Below are 13277 nucleotides of genomic sequence, written 5' to 3'. Positions count from 1 at the left end.
CCGGTGGGGGGTGATGGGGGGCGCCCCTCCCCGCACCGCTGGGAACCGCCCCCAGCAGGAGGTCCCCGGCCGCAGGCCGAGCAAGGGTGCACGCACCACTGGCCGGGGGCGGCACCTCCCACGGGACGACTGGCGCACCTCACCCGCGGGTGCTCGCAGGGCTTGCCTATGTCACGGCGACGCCGAAGGCCGCCAGGCGGCAGATCACGACGATTGCCGATCGGCCCTGGCGTCCGGCGGGCGTCCGACTCGCAACCAGGTTCAGTCTCGGGACCACACCGAGTGAGGCCGCCCCTGAGCGAAGCCCGAAACAGGGCAACACGCACACGGCAACGGGCCGCTCAGCAGAGCGATCAGCGCCCGCGCGCCCTATCGCCGGCATCGGCCCGAGCACCCCGAAAGACCTTCAGGTCCGATCGCGGCGGAGCTGGCGGGGGCCTCAGCCACCACCCCCATGGCCGTGGGCGTTCAGTCCCGGACCGCCCTCAACCACCCACCGGCCGTCAGCCGCCCAGTGATACGGAGGGGGCGGGGTCGTAGGGGTGGATGTTCTGGACGCTGCGGGATATTTGTGTGCGGCATCCGGGGCTCGGACATGGACCGCCCGCCATGCACGTAAATAACCCAGTCCAGGACGTGCAGCCCCGGAGGCCCCGCACCCGGCCCACCACGCACGCCGCGAGGCGGTCACTAACCGCGCCGGATGGGGGTCCCCCGGCCGAAGGCTGGGGGAGGGAGGGCGGGCGGGAGATGCCCGCCGCAGGCGCAACGCACCTGCATACGACAACCGACCGGCACACAAAGAACGCACCCCGGTCCGGGCGCCGCAGGCGCTACCCGACGTGCAGCAGAAGCGTCCCGTCCGCCGCGGCCTCGACGCGGACCCGCGCGAGCGTGTCGACGTGGACCGTGGGCTCGTGCGCCGCCGCACGAGGGCCGACGCCGACCACGCGCATGCCCGCGGCCTTGGCGGCCGCGATGCCGACCTCGGAGTCCTCGAAGACCACGCAGTCCTCGGGCCCGAAGCCCAGTTCGGCGGCGCCCTTGAGGAAGCCCTCCGGGTCGGGCTTGCTGGCGCTGACGCTCTCCGCGGTGACCATGACGGCGGGCAGCGGGAGGCGGGCGGCACTCATGCGGGCCCGGGCGAGGGCGTCGTCCGCGGAGGTCACCAGGGCGTGCGGGCGGCCCTGCAGGGCCGCCATGAAGGCCGGGGCCCCCTCGACCGGGACGACGCCGTCGACGTCGGCGGTCTCCTCGGCGAGCATGCGGGCGTTGTCGGCGTGGTTCTCCGCCATCGGACGGTCCGGGAGCAGCACCGCCATCGTGGCGTAGCCCTGGCGGCCGTGGACGACCTTCATCACGGCGTCGCCGTCGAGCCCGTGCGTCCCGGCCCACCGGCGCCAGCAGCGCTCGACCACGGCATCGGAGTTGACCAGCGTGCCGTCCATGTCCAGCAGCAGAGCGCGGGCGGGGACGACGGTGGACGGCGACAGCATGGAACTCCCTCGGACGTGCAAGCAAGTGGCCCGCCCGCCGGTCAGGGGAAACGGGCGGAACCACTTTGTTCCTACACGATACAAAACCGTGCGGTGGTTCCGCCAGGGGGGGGTGCCGCAGCGGTGCCGCGGCCGTGCCGCGGCGCGGCCGCCGCCGGGGCGGCCGCGCCCCGCCGACCTCATGGCGCGTCGCCCGTCCCGTCCACGTACTGCAGCAGTCCGTAGGTGAAGCCCGCGCTCCGGCGGGCGGCCCCCGACGGGGCCCGCGGGTCGGTGAACTCCAGCCGCCAGCGGGTGGGGGCGTCGCCCTCCAGGGGCCGCGCGGGCGGGAAGGCCCGGGCCACCTCGTCGACGGTGCAGGACCAGGGCGTGAGGTCGTCGAGGTCCGACAGCCGCGGCCCCTGCTCCCCCGGGGCGCGGACCAGCCACTCGTTCCAGACCGCCCCGCCGCCCGGAGCGCACAGCACCTCGAACCGCAGGGTCGGCCACAGCGGGACCGGCCACAGCAGCGCCGGGCAGGTGAGGTCTCCCACTGTGCGCCGAAGCACCGCCTCGGGCGGCCCGAGCACGGCACGGTAGCGGCGCTCGCCGCGCGGGAAGCCCTTGGCGTGCCCCCAGGCCTGCCAGCGGCGGTTCGCCTCCCGCATCTCGGTACGGCTCGCCCCGAGCGTGCGCAGCGCCTCCTCCACCAGTTCGGGCCGGTGGTCGGCCATGCGCCGCAGCAGTACCAGCTGGAAGCCCCTCGGCCCGAAGTCGTCGATCGCCACGCCCCCATCCTGCCGGAGCGCCCGGACGGCCGGGTACGACGGCGCCCGCCGCGGGACCGGGTCCCGGGGCGGGCGCCGTGCGCGGGATGCGGCGGCCGGTCAGTCCCAGCCGTTTCCGTTGCCGTTGTCGTCGTCGTTGCCCGGCGTGTTGCCGGTCTTCGCCTCCAGGGCCGCACGGGTGTTGGGCCCGTAGACGCCCTGCGGGTCGCCCTTGACCCCGTTGAAGAACTGGAAGCGGGCGACGGCGTCGCTCACCTTCCGGCTGTAGTCGCCGTCGGAGGGGCCGTAGTAGAGCCGTACCGCCTTGAGGCGGTTCTGGAGGTCCACGACGGCGGGACCGGTGTCGCCGCGCTGCAGCGTCACGGGCGCGGCCGGCGGAGGCGGCGAGCTGGGCGCCTGGGAGACCTGGCCGCCGGCGGAGGCCGTCGGCCGGGACGCGCTGACGCTGGGCGTCGGCGCGCCGGTCGTGACCGACGCCGAGGCGCTCGCGGAGGCGAGCGTGGAGGGGCTGACGCCGGGTGAGGCCGAGCGCGAGGCGGAGGCGGAGGCCGAGGCCGAGGGCCACGCGGAGGAGGGCAGTTCCACCGCGGGCTCGGAGGCGCCCCGGTCGGGGGCCGCCTCGGTGCGGTCCGGTATTCCGGTCAGCTGGGCGGTCAGGAAGACCGCACCGACGGCGAGGCCGACGGCCCCGATGCCCGCGCCGGCGACGAGCGCGCCACGGCGGCGGCGATGGGCCCCCGCGCGGCGCCGGCCCTCGGCACGGGAGGGGTAGGGCACGAGGTCACGCGACGTGGCGGCCACCGGCACCGGCAGCAGCCGGTCCGAGGAGACCGTGCCGAGGTCGATGAGGTCGGTGTCCTCCTCCTGCCCCGCCGCCCCGCCGGCCCCCTCCGGCGGCATGGGGGGCACGGGCGCCAGGGGCGCGGTCGGCGGATCGTCCGCGGCCTGCGGCGGGAAGGCCTCCGCGGCCCCCGCCGACACGGCGGCCGGGACGGGCTCGTCCGCGTCCGCGTAGTCCTCGGGTCCCGGCACGTACGGCCGTACCCGGAGGGACTCGTACTCGTGCTCCTCCTGCGAAGCCGGTGACCCCGGCTTGTCAGACGCCACCGGCGCCCCCTCCCCATCCCCTGACAGACGCAGTGATTATGCAGACCGCAGTGGCCCGGTGCCCAGGCGCCTCCGGCCCCGACGGTCGTACAAACGGAGCCAATCTCGTGGAAAGGGTGTGAATATTTATAAGGAAGTGACGTGAACGCGGTATCGGAGCCCCCGGTACCCGAGCGGAACGAGTCCCTATGGCGCAGGACGACACCGCTGCCCCAGGGGGGCCGGCCCCGGCGGACGGCCCGGCGGAGGTGACCGACAAGCGGTCCGTGTACGTCGCGATCGGCGCGCTCGCGCTCGGTCTGCTGCTCGCCGCCCTCGACCAGACGATCGTGTCCACCGCGCTGCCGACGATCGTCAGCGACCTGGGCGGCCTCAAGCACCTCTCCTGGGTGGTCACCGCCTACTTGCTGGCCTCCACCGCCGCCACCCCGCTGTGGGGCAAGCTCGGCGACATGTACGGGCGGAAGAAGCTCTTCCAGTCCGTCATCGTGATCTTCCTGATCGGCTCCGCGCTGTGCGGCCTCTCGCGGAGCATGGGCGAACTCATCGCCTTCCGCGCGCTGCAGGGCCTGGGCGGCGGCGGGCTGATCGTGCTGTCGATGGCGATCGTGGGCGACATCGTGCCGCCGCGCGACCGGGGGCGCTACCAGGGCGTGTTCGGGGCGGTGTTCGGCGCGAGCAGCGTGCTCGGGCCGCTGCTGGGCGGACTGTTCGTGGACACCCTCAGCTGGCGCTGGGTGTTCTACGTCAACCTCCCGCTCGGGATCGTCGCGCTCGCCGTGATCGCGGCGGTGCTGCACATCCCGGTACGGCGCACCACGCACCGCATCGACTACTGGGGCATGGCACTGGTGGCGGCCGCGGCGACGTGCCTGGTGCTGATGACCTCGCTGGGCGGCACGACCTGGCCGTGGGGCTCCTGGCAGATCATCGGGCTCGCGGTGCTGGGCGTGCTGCTGGTCGGGCTCTTCGTCCTCGTCGAGCGGCGGGCCGAGGAACCCGTGCTGCCGCTGCGGCTGTTCCGGATCCGCACCTTCTGGATGTGCTCGGTGATCTCGTTCGTGGTCGGCTTCGCCATGTTCGGCTCGCTGACCTTCCTGCCGACCTTCCTCCAGGTCGTCCACGGCTACTCGCCGACCTGGTCCGGCGTGCACATGATCCCGATGGTGGTGGGCATGCTGGTGGCCTCCACCGCCTCCGGCCAGATCGTCTCCCGTACCGGCCACTACAAGGTCTTCCCGATCGCCGGCACCGCCGTCACGATCCTCGGGCTGTTCCTGCTGCACCGGCTCGACGAGACCACCGAGGTCTGGGTGCTGAGCCTGTACCTGCTCGTCTTCGGCCTCGGGCTCGGCCTGGTCATGCAGGTGCTGATCCTCGCCGTGCAGAACGCCGTGGGCTACGCCGACCTCGGCGCGGCCACCTCCGGCGCCACCTTCTTCCGCTCCATCGGGGCGGCCTTCGGCGTCTCCATCTTCGGCGCGATCTTCGCGACCAACCTCGCCCGCGGGATCTCCGCCGCCCTCACCGGCCTCACCCTGCCGCCCGGCTTCGACCCGGCCATGGTCCAGTCCGATCCGCGCGGTGTGCGGCAGCTCCCGCCGTCCCTGCGCGACCCGGTGCTGCACGCCTACTCCACCGCCATCACCAGCGTCTTCCTGTGGGCGGTGCCGGTCTGCGCGCTGGCCTTCGTCCTGGCCTGGTTCCTGAAGGAGCAACCACTGCGGCGCACGGTCACCGTGCCCGACGCGAGCGAGACGCTCGGCACCAACCCCGTCGACCGCTCCTCCCTCGACGAGATCGCCCGCGGCCTGAGCGTCCTCGGCAGCCGTGAGGCCCGCCGCGACCTGTACGCACGGATCACCGAGCTGACCGGCCTCGGCCTCCAGCCCGCCGCCGGCTGGCTGCTGCTGTACATCGCCCGCACCGGCTCCGCCGACCCCGTCGACCTCGCCGTGCAGACCACGGTGCCGTACAACGTCATCGAGGGCGCCGCCTTCGAGATCGAGGAACGCCGCTACGCCGTCCGCCGCGGCAACCCGCTGTACCTCACGGAACGCGGCCAGGAGGTCGTGGCCCTGCTCACCGAGGCCCGACGCAAGGTGCTGGCCGAACTCCTCGGCGACTGGGACCCCGAACGCCACGCCGACCTGGCGGCGCTGCTCACCCGGTTGACCACCGAGCTGTGCGGCCAGGACCAGGACCGCCCCGGCCCCCACCGCCCGGCGGCGTGAGCAGCCGGGACAGCCGGGAGGGTCACCGCGGTGACGCGGCGAAGGCGGCGAGCGCGGTGAAGTCGGCCTCGCGCAGGCCGACCCGCGGGTCGACGTGGTGCAGGAGCGCCGGGCCGGGGTGGTGAGCGGCGACCCAGTCCGCGTCGGCGGGGCTCTGCTCGTCGTCGACCCAGGCGAAACGGCGGCCCGCGGCGTACGCCACGAGCGCCTCGGTCTTCCAGTGCACGAGGTCGGGACGGTGGGCCGACAGCGCGGCGCCGAAGTCGACGTACGGCAGCTCGGGAAGCCCGATGACCGGGCCGATCCAGTGGTTGGCCTCCGCCATCCACGTGGTGGCCCAGCACAGTTCGAAGCCCAGCCCGAGCAGAGCCTCGCCGTGGGCGGGGTTGAGCCACACCCGCAGCGGGCGGGAGGAGACGCCGGGCACCGGCACGCGCAGCGTGGTGTAGCCCTCGGGACGCCGGCTGGGCTTGGCCGCGTACGGGTTGAGCGGCCCGTCGACGTCGAGGAAGAGCAGCGGCCTTTCCATGGCCACAGCCTGGCGTCCGGTGATCGCCGACGGCAAGGCGATTTCGGCGGCCGGTGGGCGGCGCCCCGGGGGACGGGGCGCCACGCGGGTTCAGGCCTGCTTCGGCGCGGCCTGCTGGACGACCTCGAAGGACCACACGGTGGATCCGGTGGCGGCCGGCCTGGGGCGCTCGCCGCCGCCCTCGCCGCCCTCGCGGTGCGCGGCCTGCATCGGGCCGGACATCCAGTTGCGGAAGTCCTCCTCGCTGCGCCACCGCGTGTACACGAGGTACTGGTCGGTGCCCTCGACCGGGCGCAGCAGCTCGAACCACTCGAAGCCGTCCGAGCTCTCCACGGCGCCCGCGCGCGAGGCGAACCGCTTCTCCAGGACCTCGCGCTGCTCGGCCGGGACGGTCAGTACGTTGATCTTTACCACGCTGGGCACATGACACCTCTCACCAAGAAGGGACCCGGTCGGGCGCCCGATCCGGACCATGTGCGTGCAGTCTCCTACATCCGGCGGCCCGGGAAGCGCGAGGGCGACGGCAAGTCGTCCCCGGACGCGCGGCGCACCACGACGTGCGCGGCGCCGATCGGTGGTCGAACCGTCACGGCCGCGCGACGCGGGTGAGGACGACCGCGTAGCGGCATTCGGTATCGCCGGTGTTGGCGAAGACGTGCGGGACGGGTTCGTCGATCTCGATCGAGTCGCCCGCGTCGAGTTCGTGCACCGCGTCGCCTTCGTGGAAGGTCAGCCGGCCGTCGAGCACCCAGACGGCCACCCGCTGGAAGGCCAGGGACGCCGCCGGATACGGCACGCGGGCCCCGGGTGGCAGGTGGACCTCGGCGATGTCGGCGGGGAACCGCGGCCCGGTGATCTGGCGCCGGCGGTATCCGGTGGCCGGATCGTGCCATTCCACGGCGTCGGCCGTCCGGTGCACCCCGGTGGCCTCGGCAGGGGTGAGCAGGGCGGAGAGGGGGATCTGGAAGGCGGCGGCCAGTTTGCCGAGGACGACGGCGGTGGGGCTGCTCTCGGCGCGCTCGATCCGGTTGATCATCGCGCGGGACACACCGGAGGCGTCCGCGACCTGAGCCAGGGTCCACCGGCGCCGCTCCCGTTCACTGCGGATGCGAGCTGCGATCTGCGCGACCAGCGGATCTACTATATTGGACACAGCTTCTACTATATGAGATAGGAAGCTCTCCCGAGACCGCACTCCCCGACGCGGTCCCGGGACGGCCGCCGTACCGGCGGAACCGCCGGGCAGGTCCCCGGCGTACGGCCGCGTCCCGGCATCGCCGACGCGTCGGGACCGCGATCTCCGACAACCCGATTCCACCTGCTGGAGGACCCATGGACATCGGTCTCGCACTGCCCACCGCCGGGCCGCAGACCTCGCCGGAGACGATCGTCAAGGTCGCCAAGGAGGCCGAACGGCTCGGCTACTCCGCCCTGTGGACGTTCGAGCGCCTGCTCCGCCCGCTCGACAAGGTCGTGCTGTGGACGGGGGGCGAACCCGCGATGCTGCCGGAGTTCTACGGCTCGGTGTACGAGCCACTGGAGACGCTGAGCCATGTCGCCGCCGTGACCGAGCGCATCAAGCTGGGCACCGCGATCCTGGTGGCACCGCTGCACGTTCCCGTGATGCTCGCCCGCAGGCTCGCCACCCTCGACCGGTTCAGCGGCGGCCGGGTCGTCGCCGGCCTGGGGCAGGGCTGGCAGCACAGCGAGTTCGAGACGGCGAACGTGCCGAGCGGCCGTAAGGGCGCCCGCACGGAGGAATTCATCACGGCGATGCGGGCCGCGTGGGGCCCGGACCCGGTCCGGCACGAAGGCGAGTTCTACCGGATCGCGCCGTCGCAGGTGAACCCCAAGCCGGTCCAGGCCCGCATTCCGGTGCTGCTCGCCGCGAATTCGCCGGCCGCCGTCAAGCGCGCCGCCCGGATCGCGGACGGCCTGATCCCGATCACCTCCTCGGCCGAGGAACTGCGCGGCATCGTGTCCACGTTGCATGACGCCGCCCGGGAGGCGGGCCGCGACCCCGGGGACCTCATGGTGGTCAACCAGGTGCCCTGGCCGACCCCCGTGACCCGTGAACCGATCGGGGAGGGCCGGCCCTTCCTCGGCGGATCGCCCCGGCAGATCGCCGAGGACCTCATGGCCGCCCGCGAGAGCGGTGCGACCGAGGTGTACCTCGCCGGCGGCCAGGGCCTCGGGCTCGACGAGGGCCTGCAGGCCGCCGACGTGGACCCATGGCTCGGACTGCTCGGTGAGGTGATCGAGGAGGCCGACCGCCTCGGCGTCCGCGCGCCGTGAGCACCGGCGGGCGGTGGGCGGTGGGTGGCGCGGGACCGGACGCCGCGGTCTCGCGTCCCCGTCGCGCCGGCGGAAAATCACGTGCTCCCGGCCGGTCCGCGTGTCACGCTGCCCGGCGGAGTCATCGTCCCCGACCTTGAGGAGTGCGCTGTGCCCGAAAGCGGTGCGCATGCGGTGTCGGCCCTGTTCTCGCAGGGGCGGCTCACGGTCATCCCGCGCCGGGCGGCGCGGCGCGAGCAGTTGCTGCGGCATCTGGCCGAGACCCTGTTCCGGCCGGGGCGGGACTACCACGAGCGCGAGGTCAACGAGGCGCTGCGGACGGTGCACGACGACTGCGCGGCCCTGCGCCGCTACCTGGTGGAGGGCGGCTGGCTGGAACGGTCGGCGGACGGGACCGCGTACCGCAGGAAGCGCTGAGCCGCGGCCCGCGCGGACTCGGGCGGGGGCCGTCAGCGGGTGGCGCTGTCCCGCGGCCGGCCCGGACCGTCGGGCCCGGCGGGACCGGGACCGCCCGGCGCGGGCTGCCGCTGTCCCGGTGCGAGCAGCAGGACGCACACGGCGATGACCCAGAGCCCGGCGAGCCCGAGGCCGATGAAGCCGGCGAACGGGATGAACATCAGCACGCCGAGGACGAAGGCGGCCCATCCCAGCCAGTGCGGCAGCGGACCGCCTTCACTGCGCGAGACGGCCAGTCCCGCCCCGAGCAGCATGACGCCGATGCCCGCCAGGATGGGCATGAACAGGTCGCTGCCGAGGGCGTTGAGGGCCTGGAGTGCGCCGCCGCCGACCAGGGGGCGGTCGCTGGCCTCGACGAGGCTGAGGGTGAGCCCGGCGCTGATCCAGAAGCCGAGGGCGGCCAGGATGCCGCCGGCGAAGGCGACCTGGGGCAGCCAGCCGGTGCGGTCGGACGCGGCCAGGACGTGCCGCAGGTAGCCGGCGAAGAACGCCAGGAAGAGTCCGCCGACGAGCAGCAGGTAGAGGCCGACGCCCTGCCTGGTGTCATGGGTGAGGTAGAACGCCCTGACCGCGACCCCGGAACTGCCGATCCCCGGGGTGTCCCCCTGGAGCGCGTAGGAGGCGGCGGCAAGGATCACGGCCGCCAGGCCGGTGAGCGGTCCGAGTCGCATCGGGGGTCTCCGATCCGTCCGTTGGCCCCCCAGACCGGTGGATGTCCGTACCGATGCTGTCACGCCTCGTGTCGGGCCGCCCATCGGCGGCGCCCACCCGGGGCGGGTCCGGTACGGCTCAGAGGGCCTCGGCGACGGCGGCCCGCTCGGGCGTGGCCGAGGCCTGCGCGGGCAGCGTCACCGGGACGACCGTCTGGGCGCGGCGCTCCCGGCGGAAGACGTACGCGGCGAGGGAGCCGGAGCCGACCAGGGCGACGGCGGAGGTGGCGGTGCCGAGCCAGCCGGCGCCGAGCCACTGCCCGCCCGCGTAACCGAGTCCCACGCTGTACGCGGCCCAGGCCAGGCCGGCCAGCGCCGACCAGGGCAGGAACTCGCGGATGCGGCGGTGCGCGGCGCCCGCGCTGAGGCTGACGACGGAGCGGCCGGCCGGGGCGAAGCGGGCGAGCACGACGAGCGCGCCGCCGCCGCGGGACAGGACCGCGCCGAGGATCTCCTGGGCGGTGGAGAGTCGGCGGGAGTGCGCCACGTGCTGGTCGATCCAGTCGCCGCCGCGCCAGGCGAGGCGGTACGCGGCGAGGTCGCCGAGGGTGGAGGCGACGGCCGCGCAGATCAGCAGGGCGAGCACGTCGAGGAGGTCGTTGCCGCCGGCGGCGGTGCCGGCCGTGACGGCCGAGATCAGCAGGACGCCGCTCGGCATCACCGGCAGGAAGACGTCCAGCACGATGGATGCCGCTACCAGGGCGTAGATCCACGGTGAATCGAACAGGGAACCTGCTCCGATGAACACCGCGTCCTCCTCTCCTGGCGAGTGCGCGGCGCCTTCGGGGTGTGAGGCGGTATCGCGCAGAAGCGGTTCTTCTGCGATCCGCTCTCAGCCGTACAGCGTACGCCAGCCATGCTCCTGTGATCCCCTCGGGGCGCGTGACGTTTTCCTCATCTTCGATGGTGAGCATCGGGAATAGCACGCGATTAACCGGGAGGGAGGACAGAACGTCCCCGGAACGAGATGTTCCGCGCAGGCCCGGGTTCACATCATGGACATGCCACGCATTCGGCGTCCCGCAGACCCGGCCCGGAAGTCGCACATGAGTACGCCCGCGGGCCGGCCGGCCCACTCCGGCGGCCCGGAAATCCACGCTCACCCGAATGAGTGAGTGCAGGGCACTCCACCCGGTGGGTAGTTTCCGAGGGGAAAGCGGCCGAAGGCAGGGGGACCACCGCACAACAAACCTCGTTTCAGCGTGAATTGATTGCTCTAACCGCGCCTTTGTGGGCGTGGGCCATCAGGCCGCAAGGGAAGGACCATTCATGACGGTTGAGCCGGGTGTCGCGTCGGAGGCGGCGACGGGTAACGGCCAGTCCCAGCGGAGTCTGGGAACCGCTGCCGCGCGGAATTTGGCGACGACCACCAAATCCGCGCCGCAGATGCAGGGAATCACGTCGCGCTGGCTGCTGCGGGTGCTGCCGTGGGTCGAGGCCGCCGGCGGCGCCTACCGGGTCAACCGGAGGCTCAGCTACTCGGTGGGCGACGGGAGGGTGGACTTCGTCCAGACCGGCTCCGAGGTCCGGGTGATCCCGGCGGAGCTCGGGGAACTGCCGCTGCTGCGCGGCTTCACCGAAGAGGCGGTGCTGGCCTCGCTCGCCGGGCAGTTCGAGCAACGGGAGTACGCGGCCGGTGAGACGATCGTGGCCGCCGGGCAACCGGCCGACCACGTCTTCCTCGTCGCCCACGGCAAGATCAACAAGCTGGCCCCGGCCAAGTGGGACGGCCAGGGCGTGATCGGCAGCATCGCCGACGGCGACCACTTCGGCTCCGAGGGCCTGGCCGGCCCCGACAGCACCTGGGAGTACACCGCCAGGGCGGCCACCCCGGTCACCGCGCTCGCGCTGCCGCGCCAGGCCTTCCAGTCCGTCATGCAGCAGGCCGACGGGCTGCGGGAGCACGTCGCGGGCTTCGTCACCGGAACCCAGCAGGCGCAGAACAAGTACGGCGAGAAGGCCATCGAACTGGCCTCGGGCCACGTCGGGGAACCGGACCTGCCCGGCACCTTCGTGGACTACGACCTCTCCCCGCGCGAATACGAGCTGAGCGTCGCCCAGACCGTGCTGAAGGTCCACACCCGCGTCGCCGATTTGTACAACCAGCCCTACAACCAGGTCGAGCAGCAGGTGAAGCTGACCATCGAGGCACTGCGCGAACGGCAGGAGCACGAACTGGTCAACAACCGGGAGTTCGGGCTCCTGCACAACGCCGACTACCGGCAGCGCATCACCACGCACTCCGGCCCGCCCACCCCCGACGACCTCGACGAACTGATCAGCCGGCGCCGCAACGCCCAGTATCTGCTGGCCCATCCGCGGGCCATCGCGGCCATCGGAAGGGAATTCAACAGCCGCGGTCTGGTGCCGCACAGCATCGACTTCCACGGCCAGCACGTTCCGTCGTGGCGTGGAATCCCGATCCTCCCCTGCAACAAGATTCCGATCTCCCGTGAGAACACCACCTCGATCCTGGTGATGCGCACCGGCCAGGACAACCAGGGTGTGATCGGCCTGCACCAGACGGGAATTCCGGACGAGTACGAGCCCGGACTCTCGGTGCGTTTCATGGGGATCGACGAGAAGGCGATCATCTCCTATCTCGTCAGCACCTACTATTCCGCGGCCGTCCTCGTCCCCGACGCCCTCGGCGTCCTGGAGAACGTGGACATCGCGCGTCCCGGAGCGTAGCCCCGGCGAGCACGCGGCCGCCGCTCCCGGCGGCCGCGTGCTCGCGGAACCCCCGGACGTGGCGGGGGTTTTCCCCACCCCGCTTCCGGTGGGCGGCCTGATTCCGGGCACAACGGGCGCTCCGTAGCGTCCTGGGTATGACGAAGAGCACCCGCACGTTGAGGACATTCGCCGCCGCCGCGGGCGTCGTGGCGCTGATCGGCACGGCGTCCGCCTGCGCGAACGCCTCCGACGACACCGAGCCGGAGCGCAAGAGCTTCGCGCTCGACGGGAGCGAGCTGACCATCGACTCCTCCGACAGCAAGGTCGTGGTGAGGCCGGCCGACGTGGACGAGGTCCGGGTCACCCGGTGGTTCGACGGCTGGGCCGTGTTCGGCGACACCCCGAAGGCCACCTGGTCGATGCACGGCCACACCCTGATCTTCCGCACCAAGTGCCAGGGCGCGGTGCAGAACTGCTCGGTGCGCCACGAGGTGCTGGTGCCGCGCGGGGTCCGCCTGACGGTGGTCAACGGCGACGGCAGCGTGGAGGCGAGCGGCTTCAGCACCCCGCTGAACCTCACCACCGGCGACGGCTCGGTCGTCGTCCGGGACGTGACCGGACCGCTCCGGCTCTCCAGCGGCGACGGCCGGATCGACGCGGGCGGCATCGGCTCCCGCGAGGTCAGCGCCCACACCTCGGACGGCTCGGTGAAGCTGGCCTTCGACAAGGTGCCCGACCTCGTCGAGGCGACGAGCGGCGACGGCCGGGTCAGCGTCGCGCTGCCCCACCAGAGCTACAAGGTCTCCGCGCGCTCGGGCGACGGGCACGTCAGCGTCGACGTGCCCCGCGACGACACCAGCGGCCACGTCGTGACGGTCCGTACGGGCGACGGCTCGGTGAGCGTCACGGAAGCCGGCCGCTGACCGCAACCGCCCGGCCCGTGTATTCGTCCCAGCCAGGTGGGAGACTGGAGCGGACAACCACCGGCGGCGGACCTGCGGGAGAGGGCG

Annotated in this window: 13 protein-coding genes; 5 read left to right on the top strand and 8 right to left on the bottom strand. The window is 72.8% G+C overall.

Annotated elements, in window-relative coordinates:
• Positions 1-833: 833 nt before the first annotated feature.
• The 3 genes from OIE69_RS27285 to OIE69_RS27275 all read right to left on the bottom strand — a co-directional run bounded on the left by OIE69_RS27285 (position 834) and on the right by OIE69_RS27275 (position 3370).
• On the bottom strand, positions 834-1496 hold the full coding sequence (locus OIE69_RS27285) for an HAD-IA family hydrolase (RefSeq protein WP_326576442.1): 663 nt from the start codon (positions 1494-1496) through the stop codon (positions 834-836).
• 179 nt (positions 1497-1675) lie between these two features.
• Positions 1676-2209, bottom strand: a complete 534-nt coding sequence (locus OIE69_RS27280) for a hypothetical protein (protein ID WP_326581429.1) — start codon at positions 2207-2209, stop codon at positions 1676-1678.
• 153 nt (positions 2210-2362) lie between these two features.
• Entirely contained in the window at positions 2363-3370 is a 1008-nt protein-coding gene (locus OIE69_RS27275; protein ID WP_326576440.1) for a peptidoglycan-binding domain-containing protein, read from the bottom strand.
• A 188-nt stretch (positions 3371-3558) separates the two neighbouring features.
• On the opposite strand from OIE69_RS27275, the gene OIE69_RS27270 reads away from it, so the two are divergent.
• Entirely contained in the window at positions 3559-5604 is a 2046-nt protein-coding gene (locus OIE69_RS27270) for an MFS transporter (RefSeq protein WP_326576438.1), read from the top strand.
• Between the two features lie 22 nt (positions 5605-5626).
• Here the strand turns inward: OIE69_RS27270 and OIE69_RS27265 are convergent, their stop codons facing one another.
• The 3 genes from OIE69_RS27265 to OIE69_RS27255 all read right to left on the bottom strand — a co-directional run bounded on the left by OIE69_RS27265 (position 5627) and on the right by OIE69_RS27255 (position 7286).
• The gene (locus tag OIE69_RS27265) at positions 5627-6133 is read right to left on the bottom strand and encodes an HAD domain-containing protein (protein WP_326576436.1); all 507 of its coding nucleotides are present in this window, start codon (positions 6131-6133) and stop codon (positions 5627-5629) included.
• A gap of 90 nt (positions 6134-6223) precedes the next feature.
• A complete protein-coding gene (locus tag OIE69_RS27260; protein WP_326576434.1) occupies positions 6224-6556 on the bottom strand; it encodes an antibiotic biosynthesis monooxygenase family protein in 333 nt (110 codons plus the stop codon).
• A gap of 163 nt (positions 6557-6719) precedes the next feature.
• Positions 6720-7286 carry a helix-turn-helix domain-containing protein gene (locus tag OIE69_RS27255; protein ID WP_326576432.1) on the bottom strand — a complete coding sequence of 189 codons (567 nt, stop codon included), beginning with the start codon at positions 7284-7286 and terminating at the stop codon, positions 6720-6722.
• A 179-nt stretch (positions 7287-7465) separates the two neighbouring features.
• On the opposite strand from OIE69_RS27255, the gene OIE69_RS27250 reads away from it, so the two are divergent.
• Both OIE69_RS27250 and OIE69_RS27245 read left to right on the top strand, forming a co-directional pair.
• Positions 7466-8428, top strand: coding sequence for a TIGR03619 family F420-dependent LLM class oxidoreductase (locus OIE69_RS27250; RefSeq protein WP_326576430.1), 963 nt, complete (start codon positions 7466-7468; stop codon positions 8426-8428).
• A 150-nt stretch (positions 8429-8578) separates the two neighbouring features.
• Positions 8579-8845, top strand: coding sequence for a DUF2087 domain-containing protein (locus OIE69_RS27245; RefSeq protein ID WP_326576428.1), 267 nt, complete (start codon positions 8579-8581; stop codon positions 8843-8845).
• Positions 8846-8877: 32 nt separating this feature from the next.
• Here OIE69_RS27245 and OIE69_RS27240 read toward each other — a convergent pair whose 3' ends face one another.
• Together OIE69_RS27240 and OIE69_RS27235 are read right to left on the bottom strand one after the other, a co-directional pair.
• Positions 8878-9555: a hypothetical protein gene (locus OIE69_RS27240; protein ID WP_326576426.1), complete on the bottom strand. Its 678-nt coding sequence runs from the start codon at positions 9553-9555 to the stop codon at positions 8878-8880.
• Positions 9556-9673: 118 nt separating this feature from the next.
• A complete protein-coding gene (locus tag OIE69_RS27235; RefSeq protein ID WP_326576424.1) occupies positions 9674-10342 on the bottom strand; it encodes a DedA family protein in 669 nt (222 codons plus the stop codon).
• Between the two features lie 521 nt (positions 10343-10863).
• Here OIE69_RS27235 and OIE69_RS27230 point away from each other — a divergent pair.
• Together OIE69_RS27230 and OIE69_RS27225 are read left to right on the top strand one after the other, a co-directional pair.
• Entirely contained in the window at positions 10864-12285 is a 1422-nt protein-coding gene (locus OIE69_RS27230; RefSeq protein ID WP_326576422.1) for a family 2B encapsulin nanocompartment shell protein, read from the top strand.
• A gap of 137 nt (positions 12286-12422) precedes the next feature.
• Entirely contained in the window at positions 12423-13190 is a 768-nt protein-coding gene (locus OIE69_RS27225) for a DUF4097 family beta strand repeat-containing protein (RefSeq protein ID WP_326576420.1), read from the top strand.
• Positions 13191-13277: the final 87 nt, after the last annotated feature.

This window comes from Actinacidiphila glaucinigra, assembly GCF_035918135.1.
Taxonomy (GTDB): Bacteria; Actinomycetota; Actinomycetes; order Streptomycetales; family Streptomycetaceae; genus Actinacidiphila; species Actinacidiphila glaucinigra.
This window is presented reverse-complemented; position numbering and strand designations above follow the sequence as displayed.